The 16,403-nt window shown below is 67.7% G+C and carries 15 protein-coding genes; 8 read left to right on the forward strand and 7 right to left on the reverse strand.

Annotated elements, in window-relative coordinates:
* The first annotated feature begins 3 nt into the window (after positions 1-3).
* The 3 genes from AC3FNH_RS15465 to AC3FNH_RS15475 all read left to right on the forward strand — a co-directional run bounded on the left by AC3FNH_RS15465 (position 4) and on the right by AC3FNH_RS15475 (position 3,090).
* Positions 4-804 (forward strand): glycosyltransferase family 2 protein, encoded by an 801-nt coding sequence (locus AC3FNH_RS15465; RefSeq protein WP_276101239.1) that lies wholly within the window; start codon positions 4-6, stop codon positions 802-804.
* A 137-nt stretch (positions 805-941) separates the two neighbouring features.
* Entirely contained in the window at positions 942-1,445 is a 504-nt protein-coding gene (locus AC3FNH_RS15470; protein WP_276101240.1) for a cupin domain-containing protein, read from the forward strand.
* Positions 1,446-1,713: 268 nt separating this feature from the next.
* Positions 1,714-3,090 carry an MFS transporter gene (locus AC3FNH_RS15475; protein ID WP_276101241.1) on the forward strand — a complete coding sequence of 459 codons (1,377 nt, stop codon included), beginning with the start codon at positions 1,714-1,716 and terminating at the stop codon, positions 3,088-3,090.
* Between the two features lie 9 nt (positions 3,091-3,099).
* On the opposite strand, the gene AC3FNH_RS15480 is transcribed toward AC3FNH_RS15475, so the two are convergent.
* A complete protein-coding gene (locus AC3FNH_RS15480) occupies positions 3,100-4,527 on the reverse strand; it encodes an aminotransferase-like domain-containing protein (RefSeq protein ID WP_276101242.1) in 1,428 nt (475 codons plus the stop codon).
* Between the two features lie 274 nt (positions 4,528-4,801).
* Here AC3FNH_RS15480 and AC3FNH_RS15485 point away from each other — a divergent pair, with 274 nt between their 5' ends.
* From AC3FNH_RS15485 to AC3FNH_RS15505, 5 genes are read left to right on the forward strand one after another with little or no spacing between them, the layout of a single operon-like run.
* Complete coding sequence (locus AC3FNH_RS15485) at positions 4,802-6,394, forward strand: cbb3-type cytochrome c oxidase subunit I (protein WP_276101243.1); 1,593 nt, start codon at positions 4,802-4,804, stop codon at positions 6,392-6,394.
* A 13-nt stretch (positions 6,395-6,407) separates the two neighbouring features.
* Positions 6,408-7,085, forward strand: coding sequence for a cbb3-type cytochrome c oxidase subunit II (locus AC3FNH_RS15490; RefSeq protein ID WP_276101244.1), 678 nt, complete (start codon positions 6,408-6,410; stop codon positions 7,083-7,085).
* On the forward strand, positions 7,057-7,647 hold the full coding sequence (locus AC3FNH_RS15495; RefSeq protein WP_488720657.1) for a c-type cytochrome: 591 nt from the start codon (positions 7,057-7,059) through the stop codon (positions 7,645-7,647). The genes AC3FNH_RS15490 and AC3FNH_RS15495 overlap by 29 nt, the downstream gene beginning before the upstream one ends.
* Positions 7,647-8,273 carry an SCO family protein gene (locus AC3FNH_RS15500; protein ID WP_276101246.1) on the forward strand — a complete coding sequence of 209 codons (627 nt, stop codon included), beginning with the start codon at positions 7,647-7,649 and terminating at the stop codon, positions 8,271-8,273. Before AC3FNH_RS15495 ends, AC3FNH_RS15500 begins: the two co-directional genes overlap by 1 nt.
* Positions 8,260-8,838, forward strand: a complete 579-nt coding sequence (locus AC3FNH_RS15505; protein ID WP_488720658.1) for a hypothetical protein — start codon at positions 8,260-8,262, stop codon at positions 8,836-8,838. The genes AC3FNH_RS15500 and AC3FNH_RS15505 overlap by 14 nt, the downstream gene beginning before the upstream one ends.
* Positions 8,839-8,865: 27 nt before the next feature.
* Here AC3FNH_RS15505 and AC3FNH_RS15510 read toward each other — a convergent pair whose 3' ends face one another.
* The 6 genes from AC3FNH_RS15510 to AC3FNH_RS15535 all read right to left on the reverse strand — a co-directional run bounded on the left by AC3FNH_RS15510 (position 8,866) and on the right by AC3FNH_RS15535 (position 16,156).
* Complete coding sequence (locus tag AC3FNH_RS15510; protein ID WP_276101248.1) at positions 8,866-10,572, reverse strand: nitrite/sulfite reductase; 1,707 nt, start codon at positions 10,570-10,572, stop codon at positions 8,866-8,868.
* A 130-nt stretch (positions 10,573-10,702) separates the two neighbouring features.
* Positions 10,703-11,266, reverse strand: a complete 564-nt coding sequence (locus AC3FNH_RS15515) for a YcbK family protein (RefSeq protein ID WP_276101249.1) — start codon at positions 11,264-11,266, stop codon at positions 10,703-10,705.
* An 8-nt stretch (positions 11,267-11,274) separates the two neighbouring features.
* Positions 11,275-12,915, reverse strand: coding sequence for a L,D-transpeptidase family protein (locus AC3FNH_RS15520; RefSeq protein ID WP_488720659.1), 1,641 nt, complete (start codon positions 12,913-12,915; stop codon positions 11,275-11,277).
* A gap of 203 nt (positions 12,916-13,118) precedes the next feature.
* A complete protein-coding gene (locus AC3FNH_RS15525) occupies positions 13,119-13,295 on the reverse strand; it encodes a glycine zipper 2TM domain-containing protein (RefSeq protein ID WP_276101251.1) in 177 nt (58 codons plus the stop codon).
* 145 nt (positions 13,296-13,440) lie between these two features.
* Positions 13,441-14,316, reverse strand: coding sequence for an NAD(P)-dependent oxidoreductase (locus AC3FNH_RS15530; protein ID WP_276101252.1), 876 nt, complete (start codon positions 14,314-14,316; stop codon positions 13,441-13,443).
* A gap of 877 nt (positions 14,317-15,193) precedes the next feature.
* The gene (locus AC3FNH_RS15535; RefSeq protein ID WP_276101253.1) at positions 15,194-16,156 is read right to left on the reverse strand and encodes a GlxA family transcriptional regulator; all 963 of its coding nucleotides are present in this window, start codon (positions 16,154-16,156) and stop codon (positions 15,194-15,196) included.
* Between the last annotated feature and the right edge of the window lie 247 nt (positions 16,157-16,403).

Here is a 16,403-nt window from a genome sequence, read left to right on the forward strand (position 1 = left end):
GCCATGGCCGTGCAGCCATCCCCGACCCATCTGGTCCTGATCCCCAGCTACAACCCCGGCGCCATGCTGCGCGAGACGCTGCGCGCCGCGCGCGAGGCCTGGTGTCCGGTCTGGGTGGTGGTCGATGGCAGCACCGATGACAGCGTGGCGTGGTTGCGGGAGCAGGCCCGGACCGATTCCGGCCTGCGCGTGCTGGTCCTGGCCGAGAACCAGGGCAAGGGCGCCGCGGTGCTGCACGGCATCGAGGCCGCCGCCGCGCAAGGCTTCACGCACGTGCTGGTGATGGACTCCGACGGCCAGCACCCGGCGCACCTGATCGGCCAGTTCATGGCGGCGTCGATGCGCGACCCGGACGCGATGGTGCTCGGGCGGCCGGTGTTCGACGCGAGCGCTCCGCTCGAGCGCGTGTACTGGCGCCGCATGTCCAACCTGTGGACCGATATGGAGACGCTGTGGGCCGGCATCGGCGACTCGCTGTACGGCTTTCGCGTCTACCCGATTGCGCCGCTGCGCGCCGTGATGCGGGAAAGCCGCTGGATGCGCCGCTTCGACTTCGACCCGGAAGTCGCCGTACGCCTGTGCTGGCGCGGCGTGCGGCCGCTCAACCTCGACGCGCCGGTGCGCTACTTCGATCGGCGCGCGGGCGGCGTTTCCCATTTCCGCTACCTGCGCGACAACCTGCTGCTGGCGTGGATGCACCTGCGGCTGACGGCGGGCTGCCTGGTACGCCTGCCGCGGCTGGTCTGGCGACGGCTGCATGCGCCGGCAGGCGGCAACTCGCATCCGCCGAACCGGGCCGCCTGACGGGCGGCGAGCCGGACTATCGCTGGCTCCATCCGCTATCGCGCTTCTGCACTACGATGGTCTGAGGCATCTCTCGCAGGCAACGATGCGGCTGCCATGCCGCGTGCGGGTGGTGCCGATACAAGAAGGGGAAGACCATGGAAACGCATGCTTCAGCGCACCGGGTCCGGCTGGCATGGCTGGCGGCCGCGACGCTCGTGTCATCGCTGGCAGCCGGGCTGGCCAGTGCCCAGGAGCCGGCCGCGGCCGGCATGGAAATGATCAATCCCGCTACGCTGAAATGGGGCGACGCACCGCCCTCGCTGCCCAAGGGGGCCAAACTCGCGGTGCTCTACGGCGACCCGGGCAAGGACGCACCGTTCGTCATCCGGCTCAAGACACCGGCCGGATACAAGATCGCCCCCCACTGGCATACCCAGGCCGAGAACCTGACGGTGATCTCCGGCACGCTCTACCTGGGCGCCGGTGACAAGATGGACATGGGCCATGCCCACGCCCTGAAGACGGGCGGCTTCCACTACCTGCCGGCCAAGGCGCATCACTACGCGTTCAGCAAGACCGAGACGGTCGTGCAGATCCACGGCACCGGCCCGCTGGATATCAACTACCTGGACCCGAAGGACGATCCGTCCGGCAAGTGACACGTGCCAGGCCGGCGGGCCCGACTGCCGGCCTGGGCTGTCTCCATGTATACCCTGAATGACAGAGCTTCGATGCGGCCACCCGTCAGGCCGCGTCAGTCTGCGGGCGCCTTTGCGGCCAATACCTTGCAGGTATTCCGGAAATACCCATTCGGTGTTGGACTGCCGGCTTGCCGCACTCCTATTCTCCACGCCAGAAGACGTGCCGCCGGCAACGTCGCGATCCCGACGCAAGAAGCGGGACCTTTCGACGACAGGAGACAGGGTAGTGAGACAAATCAATGTGTATGCGGTGGCGGACGGCGCCACCTTCAACCGCTTCCATGCCGGCGTGCTGTTCTGGTGCGCCTTGATCATCATCTTCGATGGCTATGACCTGGCGGTCGCCGGCATTGCGCTGCCGGCCATCATGAAGGATATGGGCGTGTCGGCGACGCACGCGGGCTTCATGGTCAGTTCGGCGCTGTTCGGCATGATGTTCGGCGCCATCTTCCTGGGCACGATCGCCGACCGTATCGGCCGGCGCAAGGCCATTGCCATCTGCATCCTGCTGTTCAGCGTGTTCACTGCCGCGGCCGGCCTGACCCATGACCCGATGGTGTTTGCCGCAAGCCGCTTCCTGGCCGGCCTGGGCATCGGCGGCGTCATGCCCAACGTGGTGGCGCAGATGACCGAGTACTCGCCGCGCCGCATCCGCGGCACGCTGGTGACGCTGATGTTCAGCGGTTATTCCGTCGGCGGCATGCTGGCCGCGCTGCTTGGCAAGCAATTGCTGGAGCAGAACGGCTGGCAGTCCGTGTTCCTGGCGGCCGGTGCGCCGGCGCTCCTGGTGCCGCTGATCCTCGCCAAACTGCCCGACTCCATGCCTTTCCTGCTGCGCACCGGGCAGCACGGCGCAGTGCGCAAGATCCTGCGCGCGATCGACCCGGCGCGCCCCTGCCGTGACGACGACCACCTTGTCCTGCCGGGTGCCGGCACAGGCGGCAAGGCCGCCGTGGGCGAGCTGTTCCGGGAAGGACGCGGCTTCAGCACGCTGATGTTCTGGGTGGCCTTCTTCATGTGCCTGTTCATGGTCTACGCGCTCAGCTCGTGGCTGACCAAGCTGATGGCGTCGGCCGGCTACAGCCTGGGCTCGGCGCTGACCTTCGTGCTGGTGCTGAACATCGGCGGCATGCTGGGGGCCATCGGCGGCGGCTGGCTGGCCGACCGCTTCAGCATCAAGTACGTGCTGATGGGCATGTATGCGCTGGCTGCGGTGTCGATCGCGCTGCTCGGCCACAAGGTGCCCACGCCGGTGCTGTTCGTGCTGGTGGGCCTGGCCGGTGCCTCGACCATCGGCACGCAGATCGTCACCTATGCCTATGCGGGGCAGTTCTACCCGGTGGCCGCGCGCTCGACCGGCATCGGCTGGGCCTCGGGCGTGGGGCGGGCCGGCGCAATCCTCGCGCCGATCGTGATCGGCGTGCTGGTTGGCATGGCCCTGCCGCTGGAGCAAAACTTCCTGGCGATCGCGGTACCCGCCGTGGTGGCCGTGCTGGCGGTGGGTGGCATCGATCACCGGCGCGCGGCAACGGCGGGGGCGCCGGCTCAGGAGCAAGCGGAGCTGGCACCGAAGGCCTACGCAACTTCACGCGCCAAGGGTTGATCCCGACCGCTACGGCCGAGCGCCGGCCACAGCGCCGGCCAGCCGGCCCAGCGTGGCCAGCGCGGTCTCGGCGCGCTTGTCCCACTCATGCCCGTAGTTGAGCCGGATGCAATGGCCGAAGCCATGCCGCGCCGAGAAGATCGGCCCCGGCGCAATGCTGATGCCGTGCGACAGCGCAAGCTGGTGCAGTGCCAGCGTGTCGGTGCCTTCGGGCAGTTCGATCCACAGGAAATAGCCGCCCGCGGGGCGCGTGGCGCGCGTGCCGGGCGGAAAGTGGCGTGCCACGGCCTGCGCCACTGCGTCCTGCCGCAGCATGAGCGCGTGCCGCAACTGGCGCAGGTGGCGGTCATAGCCACCTTTCTCGAGGTAGGCGGCAATGGCCGCCTGCGCGGGCGCGGAGCCGGCCAGCGTGGTGGTCAGCTTGAGCCGCGCGACCTCGCGCGCGAAGCGGCCCGGCGCGGCCCAGCCCACGCGGTAGCCCGGTGCCAGGCATTTCGAGAATGACGAGCAGTGCATGACCAGGCCGGTCTTGTCGAACGCCTTGGCCGGTGTGGGGCGGCGCGTGCCGAAGTAGAGCTCGCCATAGACATCGTCTTCGATCAGCGGTACCTCATGGCGCGCGAGCAGTTCCACGAGCGCCTGCTTCTTGGCGTCGGGCATCAGCGAACCGAGCGGATTCTGGAAGTTGGTCATCAGCCAGCATGCCTTGGGGCGGTGCCGCTGCAGGGCCTGCTCCAGTGCGCCGAGCTCGATGCCCTCGCGCGGATGCGTGGGCACCTCGATCGCCGACAGGCCGCAGCGCTCCAGTGCCTGCAGTGCCGCGTAGAACGTGGGGCTTTCGATCACCACCGCATCCCCGGGCCGCGTGACGGCCATCAGGCACAGGTTCAGCGCCTCCAGCGCGCCGTTGGTGACGACGATCTCGTCGGCCTGCACGGTCAGCCCGTCGGCCAGGTAGCGCAGCGCGATCTGGCGGCGCAGGCTCGCGTTGCCCGGCGTCAGGTCGTCCACACTGCTCCACGGGTCGAGCTTCTGCACGGTCGCCGCCATGGTCTTGGCCAGCCGCTGCAGCGGGAAGAGCAGGGGACTCGGGAAGGCCGAGCCGAACGGCACCACGTCGCGCCGCATGGTCGATTCGAGCACCTTGAAGACCAGTTCGCTGACATCGACGGGGCCGGACTCCTCGGCCGGTGCCGACGGCGTCTCCGCTTCCGGCGCAAGCTGGCGCGAGCCCGTGGCGACGTAGTACCCCGAGCGCTCGCGCGCGCGGATCAGGCCGCGCGCCTCAAGCAGGTAATAGGCCTGGAACACGGTCGACTGGCTGACGCCGCGGCCCGCGCTGGCTTGGCGCACCGACGGCAGGCGGTCGCCCAGCCGCAGCACGCCGGCATGGATCGACTGGGCGATGTCCTCGGCCAGTTCTTCATAGCGTGTCATCTGTCGCGTGCCGCCTGTCATCTGATCTTGTCCTTTTTGCGATTTCATCAACTGTAATGGATGAAAGGGGCAAGTACCAGATTGCACTTATCCTTTAACAAGCCATTGGGCTGGAAAGGCGGGACTGCGACAAATGGTCGCGCTCTGGAAGGCACTGCTCTGGTCATTTCCGACTATTTTGCTTCTGTTGCACGGCTAGAGGCGCGTCTAGCATTGGCCGGCCAATTCCCGGAAGCGGGCCGCAACGGACCGCTCCTGTCTCGCCCCCAATGCCATGGATCCCACCAGCCTGCTGCTGCTTACCTTCCTGCTGTCGATTGGCGGCCTGTTCGCCTTTATCTGGTCCCTGAGAAAGGGCCTGTTCGACCTGGAGTCGAGCGGTGCCCGGACCATCTTTGCCAGCGGCGAGGTCGGTCGGCCCGAAGACCCTTCCGGGTCGGCCGACACGGCCGCCCCGGATGCCGACCTCGCCGCGGAACTCGCGGCACGCGCCAGAGCCGACCGCTCCAGCGCCATGCCGGCCCTGATGCTGCTGAGCTGTGCCGTGGTCTGGCTGGTGGTGGCCTCGTTCGCCGGCCTGGTCAGCTCGCTCAAGCTGCATCTGCCCGACTTCCTGACTGCGCAGGCCTGGCAGTCATTCGGCCGCATGCGCGTGCTGCACCTGAATGCGGTGGCCTATGGCTGGGCGCCGATGGGCCTGCTGGGCCTGGCGATCTGGATGATGCCGCGCCTGTTGCGCACGCCGCTGAGCGGCGGCCGTTTCGCGCTGGTCGGCACGCTGATCTGGAACGCGGGGCTCGTGGCGGGCCTGGGCGCGATCGCCAGCGGCATCAATGCCGGCATGGAATGGCTCGAGATCCCCTGGCAGATCGGCCTGCTGTTCGCCGTGGGCGGCATGCTGATCGGCGTGCCGCTCGTGCTGATGCTGCAGCGCCGCCAGGTGCATCACCTCTACGTGTCGGTGTGGTACATGGGCGCGGCGCTGTTCTGGTTCCCGGTGCTCTACATCGTCGCCAAGGTGCCGGGCGTGCATTTCGGCGTGGAGCAGGCCACCATGAACTGGTGGTTCGGCCACAACGTGCTCGGGCTGTTCTACACGCCGCTGTCGATTGCGGCCGTGTACTACTTCCTGCCCAAGGTCATCGGCAAGCCGGTGCAGTCGTACAACCTGTCGCTGCTCGGTTTTTGGACGCTGGCCTTCTTCTACGGGCAGGTCGGCGCGCACCACCTGATCGGCGGACCCATTCCCGGCTGGCTGATCACGCTTTCCATCGTGCAGAGCGTGATGATGATCATCCCCGTGGTGGCGTTCTCGGTGAACCAGCACCTGACGCTCAAGGGGCATTTCGGCGCGCTGAGGCATTCGCCGACGCTGCGCTTCATTGTGCTCGGCGCCATCATGTACACGCTGGCCTCGGTGCAGGGCTCGTTCGAAGCGCTGCGCTCGCTCAACGCCATCACGCACTTCACGCATTTCACCGTGGCGCATGCGCACCTGGGCATGTACGGCTTTGTGTCGATGGTGATCTTCGGCGGCATCTACTTCGCCATGCCGCGCATTGTCGATGCGCCGTGGCCCAGGCCGGCCCTGATCTCCGTGCACTTCTGGCTGGTTGCGGGCGGGTTTGCCATCTACCTCGTGACGCTGACGATCGGCGGCGTGCTGCAAGGCCTGGCGCTGCTGGACCCGGCGCGGCCGTTCATGGAGTCGGTCGCGGTGACCTTGCCCTGGCTGCAAGGGCGCTCGATTGGCGGCGCGCTGATGACACTGGGCCACCTGGTGTTCGCCTGCCACTTCGCGCTGATGGCGTTCCGGCCGGCCACGCTGCGCCAGGGCGATCGCGTGGTTTCGGAATCCCTGGCCTGATCGAGCGACGACGATGGAAAACGAACTGAAGCTCGTAGGCGGCGCCATGGTGACGCTATCGCTGGCGACCTGCGCGATGATCGTGGTGCCCTTCCTGCAACTGAAGGATGTGCCCGCGCCGAAGGAACTCGCGCCCTATACCAGCGCGCAGCTGCGTGGCCGGCAGGTCTACATGGCCAACGGCTGCATTGCCTGCCATACGCAGCAGCCCAGCTCCACGGGCGCCGGCATTGCCGACGCGCAGCGCGGCTGGGGCCGGCCCTCGGTCGCGGCGGACTATCACTATGACGACCCGCCGCTGCTCGGCACCATGCGCACCGGGCCCGACCTGTTCAATATCGGCGTGCGTCAGCCCAGCGCCGACTGGCACCTAGGGCACCTGTACCAGCCGCGCGCGTATGTGCCGGGCAGCATCATGCCCGCCTATCCGTTCCTGTTCGAGGTGAAGGACAGCGACGCCGTCGGCAAGGACGATCGCGTGGTGTCGCTGCCGCCCGGTGCGGCACCGGCCGGCAAGGCCGTGGTCGCCACGCCGCAGGCGCTGGACCTGGTTGCCTACCTGACCGGGCTGCGCCACACCTATCCCGTCCTGACCCCGACCGAGGCGAGCCTGGCCAAGGGCCTCGCGCTCGCCGCCAGCACCACGAAGAGCCATGCCCCAGATGAAGCCTCAAAGCAGCCACAAGACTGAACACGCCGACCCGCACGAGCAGTACAATCCGGTGCCGAAGATCGTGCTGGGCCTGGTCGCCGGACTGGTAGTCTGGGCCGCCAGCTACATCTGGACCGAGCGTGCCGATGGACTTGCGCAGCTTGGCGACCGGCGCGACACGCAGGCGCTGGCCCAGGGCGCTGCCGGTAGTGCGCGCGTGGCCGACGGCAAGCAGCTGTTCGCGGCGAACTGCCAGGCCTGCCACCAGGCCACGGGCCAGGGTCTGCCAGGCGTCTTCCCGCCGCTGGCGGGATCGCCGCTGGTGACGGGCGATCCGGTGGTGCTGTCGCAGATCGTGCTGCACGGGCTGACCGGGCCCATCGAGATCCTCGGCGCGACCTATAACGGCGCGATGCCGGCCTTCGGCGAGCAACTGAGCGACACCGAACTGGCCGCGGTGCTCACGCATATCCGCAGCGCGTGGGGCAACCAGGCGCCCGCCATCGACGCCGTGGCCGTTGCCGCGGCCCGCAAGTGGAGCGCGTCGCGCAAGGACCCGTGGCATAGCGACGAACTGCACAAGCTGGCCGGAGCCCAGTGATGGCGGGCGGCTGGCGGGCCACCCTGGTTGCGACGGCCCTCGTCAGCGCGCTGGCACTCTTTGCCTTCGGCCATGCGACGCGCGGCTTCCGCGTGGTGACGTCGGATGGCACCAGGCAATTTGACCTGGCGCGCGCGCCGCTTGCCCTGCCCGACATGGCACTGGCCGATGCTTCCGGGCGCCGCTTCCCCTTGCGCGAACCCGGCAATGCGCAACGGCAAACGCTGGTCACATTTCTCTACACACACTGCGTCACGGTCTGTCGCAGCAGCGCGTCCGGGCAGGCCTACCTGCAGGCCGAACTTATCGCGCGCGGCCTTACCGGGCACTACCGGTTGCTGGCTATCAGCTTCGATCCGGAACGTGACACCCCCGACGTACTCCGCGCTTATGCCCGCAAGCAAGGTGCCGACCCCGCCGTCTGGCGCATGGCTACGGTGGCGGATGCCGCCGACCTGCCGGCCCTCCTGAAGGCGTTTGGCATCGTCGTGCTGCCGGACGGCCGCGGCGACTACGTCCACAACGCCGCGTATTTCCTCATCGACGGTCAGAGCCGGCTGGCCCGTGCCTACGACATCGACCGGCCGGATGCCGTGCTGGCCGACATCGTCCATGCGCAGCGCTGAGCGGCCCATTCTGGCCTGGCTGCCTGGCGCGGGACTGGCCGTGCTGGCGTTGCTGCGCGGGTGGCTGGAGGCCTCGATGGCCCGGCACATGGCGATCGAACTGCCATTGCTGCTGGGGATCGGCATTGCCGCGGCCACACTCCGAGGCAGGGATACATCGGCCTTCCCCGGCTGGAACCGGCGCGGGCTGCCGGGGCTGGTAGCCGCCATGGCCATCGTCAGCTACTGGATGCTTCCGGTTGCGCTCGACCTGGCGGTGCTCGATGCGCGCTGGTCCGTCGCGAAGGTGGCGAGCATGATCGTGGCCGGCGCCGTGCTGGGCGTGTCCTGGCCGCGTGCCGGGGTTGTGTTGCAGGCGTTCTTCGCGATCAACTGGAGCGCGATGACACTGGTGGCGGGCCTGCTCTACCAGGACGCGCCGCAACAGCTTTGCAGCGTGTACCTGGCCGACCAGCAGGGCGCGGCCGGACGCGCGCTGGTGCTCTATGCCGCAGTCGGGCTGGCGCTCTGGATGGTATCGGTGATGCGCAGGCTCGGCCGCGACGAGGCTGGCCTGCGGATCTGAGCGCCGTGCATCGGCCGCAGGCAGGCTTCAGGCGCGCGCGGCCTCCGCTTGCTGACGGCGCCGGGCGATCGTCGGGTTCTGGTAGACCGCGGCCTTGAATGGATCGATGCCAACCCGCTCCACCACGTCGATGAAGCGTTCGGCTTCGCTGTCGCGCATGGCGAGGTAGCTCTTGATCAATTGCTCGATTACCTCCGGAATCTCGTCCTGCGCGAACGACGGCCCGATGATGCGGCCGATCGCGGCCCCGGCCTGTCCGCCCTGGCGTCCGCCGATGGTGACCTGGTACCACGCCTCGCCGGCCTTGTCGACGCCGAGGATGCCGATATGGCCGACGTGGTGGTGCCCGCATGAGTTGATGCAGCCGGAGATGTTCAGGTCCAGCTCGCCGATCTCGTAGAGATAGTCGAGGTCGTCGAAGCGCTGCTGGATCGCCTCGGCCAGCGGAATGGACACGGCATTGGCAAGCGAGCAGAAGTCGCCGCCCGGGCAGGCGATGATGTTGGTCAGCAGTCCGATATTGGGCGTGGCGAGGTTCCACGTCTGCAATTGCTGCCACAGTTCATGCAGGCGCGTACGGCGCACGTCGGCGATGATCAGGTTCTGTTCGTGCGAGACGCGCAGTTCGCCGGAGCCGTAGCGGTCCGCGAGGTCGGCCGCGGCTTCCATCTGGTCGGCGGTGATGTCGCCGGGCGGCGTGCCGGTTGCCTTCAGTGACACCGTGACGGCGGCGTAGCCAGGCACGCGGTGCCCATGCACGTTGCTGCGCAGCCAGCGCGCATAGCGCGGGTTGGCGGCGGCTAGTGCCGGGTTGGGGTCGTCGTCGTGCGCGGCGGAGGAGTCGTAGTCCGGCGTGGTGAAGCGCGTGGCGATGGCGCGCACGAACCCGGCATCGACGGTATCGGGGCCGCCGCGAATGGGCTGCCAGTGTTCGTCGACCTGTTGCGCGAAGACTTCCGGCGTAAGGTCCTTCACCAGGATCTTGATGCGCGCCTTGTACTTGTTGTCGCGCCGGCCGTGCAGGTTATAGACGCGCAGGATGGCCTGCAGGTACGTCAGCAGGTCGGACCAGTGCACGAATTCGCCGATCACCTTGCCGACCATCGGTGTGCGTCCCATGCCGCCGCCCACCCAGACGCGGAAGCCGGTCTCGCCGTCGCGCTCGACGGCCTGCAGGCCGATGTCGTGCACGCCCACCGCGGCGCGGTCCGTACGGGCGCCACTGACTGCGATCTTGAACTTGCGCGGCAGGAAGGCGAATTCCGGATGGAGCATGGACCACTGCCGGATGATCTCGCACCACACCAGCGGGTTCACCACCTCGTCCGGCGCAATGCCGGCGAAGTGATCGGTAGTGGTATTGCGGATGCAGTTGCCGCTGGTCTGGATCGCGTGCATCTGCACCGTGGCCAGCTCGGCCAGGATGGCGGGCGCGTCTTCCAGGCGCGGCCAGTTGAACTGCATGTTCTGGCGCGTGCTGAAGTGGCCATAGCCGCGGTCCCAGCGCCGCGAGATCTCGGCAAGCTTGCGCAACTGCCGCGACACCAGCATGCCGTAAGGGATGGCGACGCGCAGCATCGGCGCATGGCGCTGGATATAGAGCCCGTTCTGCAGGCGCAGCACGCGGAACTCGTCTTCCGGAAGCTGTCCGTTCAGGAAGCGTGCGGTCTGGTCGGTGAACTGCGCAACGCGCTCGTCGACCAGTTGCTGGTCGGTGGAGTCATAGAGGTACATGGGGCTGGTCTCGCATAGCTCTGGGGCCGGCCACGCCTTGCGGGCGTGGTCCAGGCTCAAGGCTAGCGATGGCCGCTTGCCGCGGACAGCAGCAGTCGAGTGCAAATTTTGCCGTAGCAGAGCGCCGGACTCAGCCCCAGTGGCGCACGCGGCCGGTGTCCACATGGACGAAATCCTCTTGCGCGTAGAAACCAACACCGCCCACACCCAGCGACATCGCGGCATCGCGCAGATCGGCCAGCGCCACGCCTGGCAGGCGGATGTCGATGGCCATGCCGTCCATGTGCAGGCTGTGCCTGGCCACGCCGCCGCCGCCCGTGCGGCGCAGGCGCGCATTGGTTACGGGGCTGCGATATCCCGAGATCACCTGGAACGGCGATTCGCTGCCGAGCGTCTGTCGCAACGCGAACAGCAGGCCGAACAGTTGTGGATCGATCATGCCCACCTGGCCGGAATAATGGTCGCGCAGGAAGCGGTTGAGGGTGGTCTGTGCCTGCGGCAGCACCTGGTCGCCCAGCGCGTACACCAGCGAAAGGTGTTCGCCGGTATGCGTGTGATCGAACGACAGGCTGCGCGCGCCCGGCGCGTTGGCCAGCGCCAGTTGCGGCGAGAGCGCGGCCAGGCCGGCGCCGATGGCGAGTCCGCCGGTGTGTTGCAGGAAGCGGCGGCGTGCGGGATTGCTGGAATGTGTCATGTCGGGTTCTACGTTGGCGCGGGATGTGCGAGGGCGTCCGGAGTCGACGGTGCCGATGCCGGCACACCTGGGGCCCCGCGCGTGGTGTTCTGCCGCAGCGCCTGGTCGAGCAGCTTGTCCTGGCCGTAAATGTCAGGCAGGAAGTATACCCGGCCATCCGCGCGGGCAATGGCAGTGCCATAGGCCAGCACCACCGGCAGCGGCTGCTGGAGCGCCACGGTGTTGGACTGGCCCTTGGTCATGGCCTGGCGGATGCGTGCCTCGGTCCAGCCCGGCATGTCCTGCAGCACGAACTGCGCGAGCGCCACGGGTTCTTCCACGCGGATGCAGCCATGGCTGAAATCGCGCCGGTCGCGCTTGAACAGCTGCGGCGTGGGCGTGTGGTGCAGGTAGATGTTCTGGTTGTTCGGGAATACGAACTTGATGTCGCCGAGCGCGTTCGTCGGACCCGGGCGCTGGCGGATGCGCATCTGGCCATTCAGCACGGCGTCGAGATTGGCCTCGGTCAGCGTCGTCACGGCCTTGCCGTTGGACACGAACTCGAAGCCCTGGCTCGTGAAGTACCCGGGATCGCGCCGCAGTCGCGGAATGGTCTCCGCGCGCGCGATCGACGGCGGCACATTCCAGTAAGGGCTGAACTCGATGTAGCGCATGTCCTCCTTGAACAGTGGCGTGCGCGTATCCAGCGCCTTGCCGACAATGACCTTCATCTCCAGCTTGATGTCGAGCTTGCCGGCGTTGTACTCATAGGCGCGCAGCATGAACTCGGGGATGTTCACCACGATCACGCGCGGCCCGTCGGCGAGCGGAGTCCAGCGCAGCCGCTCCATGGTCAGCTCGATCTGCCGCACGCGAGCCGCGGGCGGGGTATTGAGCTGGGCCAGGGTGCCGGCGCCGATCACGCCGTCCGCCTCCAGCCCGTGACGGGCCTGGAAAGCCTTGACGCCGTCCACGACGGCGCCGGCATAACGATGCGGCACCGGCGCGCCCGCGGCCATGTCGCCAAGTGCCTGCAGGCGCCTGGCCAGTTCCGCAACGCCGCTGTAGGCCTGCCCGGTGGTCAGCTTGCCGCCCGGCAGCGCGGGCAGCGGACGTTCCCAGCCCGGCTGCGCGGCCAGCGCGCGATAGCGCGCGAGCGCATCGCGCAGTGTGCCGTAGAGGGGAAAGGACGGCGATGCCTCGCGGATCGCGTCAGGCAGCCGGTGGCTGGCCAGGGCAGTGCGCAGGTAGCTGTCAGGCTCGAACTGCGCCGACGCTGGCGGCGTGAAATTGGCGTGCACCTTGCGCGGATCGACGCGCCCGTTGTGCAGGTCCGACAGGTAGCGCCGCATGGCGTCGCTGAGCGCGGTGTCGAGCTTCTCCACGGCGTCCGGCGCGGCTTGCGGGCCGGCGGCGGCCTGCGCCAGCGCATGCTTCAGGCCCTCGGCATCGTAGTCCTTCGGCGCCAGGCCATCAGCCTCGGCGCCGGCCAGTGCCGTCACAGCCTGCTGAGCCTCGGGCGTCGGGCGCCCGCCGGCGAACCATAGCGGCTGCGCGCCGGCGCTCGCGGCGCAGGCAAGCAGGCAGGCGGCGAGCGTGCCGCCGATCCAGTGGCGGGCATTACGTGCGGGAAAGGAAGGCAGGCGCTTGTCAGGCTTGGCGGGTGTCATTGGGATCGAAATAGTGTGGCTTGCCCGCCTATCGTAGCCGAAGAACGCTGGAATCCGGGCGGCTGAGCCCGTGCAAACAAATATCTTCAGCTCGCCCGCGAAACCATTAAAGCAAGCCTGGTCACGGCGCCCATGGCATGGAAACGCCCGCTGCGCGGGCAGCGGGCGTTGGGAGGAGGACTTGCCTGGTGTCCGGTTCAGGGCTACTTGCCCAGTTCGTGGCCAACCACGCCGCCTACCACGGCACCACCCACGGTGCCGGCAGTGCTGCCGTGCGTGAGTTCGTGCCCCGCTACGCCGCCAGCTACCGCACCCGTCGCGGTACAGCCGGCCAGGCCCATGCCAGCGCTGATCAGCAGCGCGACTGCAAGCTTCCACATGGTCATCTCCTGTACCGTGCAAGGATGACCGCGGCCACCCATGCTCCTGCCTTCAGCTTAGGCAGGCCGCCATGGCGGGCCTTTCGGGCGCTGGCCGATTGCGGTGTAGGAATTATCGGACGGCCGCGGGTGCCGTCCCGATCGCTCACTTCTCCGAAAAGCGGCGCAGGCGCTTGATCAGCGACGAGGTATCCGCGCGGCCGCAGCCCATCTGCTGCAGGTCGGCATAGAACTGGTCGACCGTGGCGGTGACGGGCAGGCTGGCGCCATTGCGGCGTGCCTCGTCGAGGCAGAGTCCCAGGTCCTTGCGCATCCAGTCCACGGCGAAGCCAAAGTCGAACTTGTCCTCGATCATGGTCGGGCCGCGGTTCTCGAGCTGCCAGGATCCGGCCGCGCCCTTGCTGATGACGTCCAGCACCAGCCGCATGTCGAGGCCGGCGCGTTCGCCGAAGGCGATCGCTTCGGACAGGCCCTGGATCAGGCCGGCGATGCTGATCTGGTTGACCATTTTGGCGAGCTGGCCGGCACCGGCTTCGCCGATGCGCGTTACGGCGCGCGCATACGCGCCGATCACGGGCTCGGCGCGCGCATAGGCTTCGGCGTCGCCGCCGCACATGATGGTCAGGATGCCTTTTTCCGCACCGACTTCGCCGCCCGACACGGGTCCGTCGATGAAGTGCAGGCCGCGTTCGCGCGCGGCCGCGTAGAGTTCGCGCGCCACGTTGGCGCTGGCGGTGGTGTGGTCCACGAAGATGCAGCCGGTGGGCGCGGTGAAGAACGCACCGTCCGGACCGATCAGCACCGAGCGCAGGTCGTCGTCGTTGCCGACGCACGAGCACACCACGTCCGCCTGCCTGACTGCCAGGGCGGGTGTGTCCGCCGCTTTGCCGCCAAATTTTGCGACCCAGGCCTGCGCCTTGGCCGCGGTGCGGTTGTAGACCGTGACTTCATGGCCCTTGGCGGCAAGATGGCCCGCCATGTGGAAGCCCATGACGCCAAGCCCGAGGAATGCGACACGCATGCTGCGACTCCGTAACTATTTGGATATTGTTGGATATTCGGTGATGCGCGGCGGCTCCAGTAGTTCCAGTAGCTCCAGTAGTGAGCTTCACATGGAGGCGGAGGCACGCAGCGCGGGGGAGGCATGGCCTCTGGCGCAGAGTATACGGCTGCCGCCGCGATTGTTGCCTGTTGCCCTGCAAAGGCCGTGCGGCGCTACCCCTGACCCAGGATCGCCTTTCGGACCAGCTCCGACTGTCGGTTGCAATGCATTTTCGCCATCAGCATGGCGATCTGCTTGCGCACCGTATTGACCGACAGCCCCATCGACCCCGCCCCCGGCCGGAATCGTCATGGCCTGGCGCGTGCCGGTCTGGCTGGCAGTGGCGACGTGCCGCAGCAGCAGCGCCTGCACGCGCAGATCCGCATGCCAGAGCACGCCATGGCGCGGGGCGGACTACCGTACCGCCTGCGCCGACCACGCAGATGGCCTCGTCGAACGAGGAGAAGGCTTCTTCGAGGCTGGCGAGATGGTTGTTCACGGCCTGCTGCCTGCGCGCGATCCCGTCGCGCACTCCAGGTCTCCTTGACTGCCCGGGCGCACGTGCCCGGGCCTCTCCTGTCATGGTGGGCGAAATTCGGCCGATGCCAATGCCCCGAACGGGGGATGGCGGGAAAGGATGGCAGCGTGAAACCGGTCCGGATGCGATGTAACCTGCATAATTTCGGCGTACCTGTGTGCCGGCGCGATCGTTTCCGCGATTGTCGCGCTGGGCGCACGCTGAACTTCATCTTCAGGTCGGCGCTCGGCCGGTCGATCACGGGCGCGGGCGTGCCGGCCGTCGCGCGATGCCTACCTGGCGGCCGAAAAGGCGCGCGGACTGTAGTCCGGGCAGACGCTAGCCCCGGCGAGCGTGCCGGAACTCCCCGGGTGTCATCGGCTCGGCCTTGTTCCAGCAGGAACGGAATGCCTGCACGCTCGCAAAACCGCACTGCCCGGCGATGTCATCGATCGGCAGCGAAGACGCCTCGAGCAGCCGACGAGCCTTGTCCATGCGCAGCGCCAGCTGGTACTGCTTGGGCGTCAGCCCGGTTTCCCTGGCAAACACGCGCGACAGGTGCCTGACGCTGGTGGCGAAGGTCTGCGCGAATGAGGGATCGGACACGCTCACGGCCAGGTCGGTTGAAATTGCGTCCTGCACCGCGTGGACCAGCGCATTGCCATGCGAGCGCGAGCGGAACTTCGAATCCAGCTCCGGATCGCTGCCGAAGCGCCGGAACGGCACCACGTTCTCGCGCGCCACGCGGATCGCGGCCTCGTCGCCGAAGACATCGGCCACGAGCTGCAGGGCCATGTCGATGCCCGAGGCCACGCCGGCCGAGGTCCAGATATTGCCGTCGCTGACGAAGATGCGGTTGTCGATCACCGAGGCGCGCGGATGCCGCGCGCGCAGCCTGCCGACATGGGCGTAGTGCGTGGTGCACAGCCGCCCGTCGAGCAGGCCGGCGTCGCCGAGCAGGTAGGCGCCCGTGCAGACGGCGGCCACGATCGGCCTGTCCGGCGCGCATGCCGCTGCGCGCAGCCAGTCCGCCGTATCGCGCCATGCCGGCGAGCGGGTCAGCGTGTCCGTCATCTTGCTCCCGATAGCGAGCACCAGGTCGCCCGGAAGCAGCCGCGCCGGCAATGGCCCGACCCGCCCGAGTTCGACGCCCTGGAACGCCTGCACGCTGGAATGCGGCCCCACGCAGCGCACGGCCAGCTTGCCGAGGCCGAGTTCGGCAACCGTTGCCAGGATCTGCAGCGGTCCGGCCAGGTCGAGCATGTGGATGCCGGGCAGCATGAGGAAATAGGCGGTTCGCATGGCGCGCAACGATCGTGGGGGATTGCGGTTAGCCAAAATATTGCCACAAGCGCAATTTAATGGTTCGAGAGATGTATTGGAATGTTGATCGAAGGATATCCAGAAATTTGCCATAGCTGGCGGATCTGTTGCTGGCGGCTCGCCGCAGCACCCCATAGCATGGGAATCATCCTTCCATCATTCGCCGCCCGGTGCCCGCCGCGCTGCGCGTTTCCCGGAGACCACACCATGCTGCCTTGCCATGCCT

Source organism: Cupriavidus sp. 22TCCZM01-5 (genome assembly GCF_057798915.1).

Coding starts and splice junctions, on each gene's coding strand:
- AC3FNH_RS15465 (WP_276101239.1), top strand. CDS start 4: ATGGCCGTGCAGCCATCCCCGACCCATCTGGTCCTGATCCCCAGCTAC.
- AC3FNH_RS15470 (WP_276101240.1), top strand. CDS start 942: ATGGAAACGCATGCTTCAGCGCACCGGGTCCGGCTGGCATGGCTGGCG.
- AC3FNH_RS15480 (WP_276101242.1), bottom strand. CDS start 4,527: ATGACACGCTATGAAGAACTGGCCGAGGACATCGCCCAGTCGATCCAT.
- AC3FNH_RS15485 (WP_276101243.1), top strand. CDS start 4,802: ATGGATCCCACCAGCCTGCTGCTGCTTACCTTCCTGCTGTCGATTGGC.
- AC3FNH_RS15490 (WP_276101244.1), top strand. CDS start 6,408: ATGGAAAACGAACTGAAGCTCGTAGGCGGCGCCATGGTGACGCTATCG.
- AC3FNH_RS15495 (WP_488720657.1), top strand. CDS start 7,057: ATGAAGCCTCAAAGCAGCCACAAGACTGAACACGCCGACCCGCACGAG.
- AC3FNH_RS15500 (WP_276101246.1), top strand. CDS start 7,647: ATGGCGGGCGGCTGGCGGGCCACCCTGGTTGCGACGGCCCTCGTCAGC.
- AC3FNH_RS15505 (WP_488720658.1), top strand. CDS start 8,260: ATGCGCAGCGCTGAGCGGCCCATTCTGGCCTGGCTGCCTGGCGCGGGA.
- AC3FNH_RS15510 (WP_276101248.1), bottom strand. CDS start 10,572: ATGTACCTCTATGACTCCACCGACCAGCAACTGGTCGACGAGCGCGTT.
- AC3FNH_RS15515 (WP_276101249.1), bottom strand. CDS start 11,266: ATGACACATTCCAGCAATCCCGCACGCCGCCGCTTCCTGCAACACACC.
- AC3FNH_RS15520 (WP_488720659.1), bottom strand. CDS start 12,915: ATGACACCCGCCAAGCCTGACAAGCGCCTGCCTTCCTTTCCCGCACGT.
- AC3FNH_RS15525 (WP_276101251.1), bottom strand. CDS start 13,295: ATGTGGAAGCTTGCAGTCGCGCTGCTGATCAGCGCTGGCATGGGCCTG.
- AC3FNH_RS15530 (WP_276101252.1), bottom strand. CDS start 14,316: ATGCGTGTCGCATTCCTCGGGCTTGGCGTCATGGGCTTCCACATGGCG.
- AC3FNH_RS15535 (WP_276101253.1), bottom strand. CDS start 16,156: ATGCGAACCGCCTATTTCCTCATGCTGCCCGGCATCCACATGCTCGAC.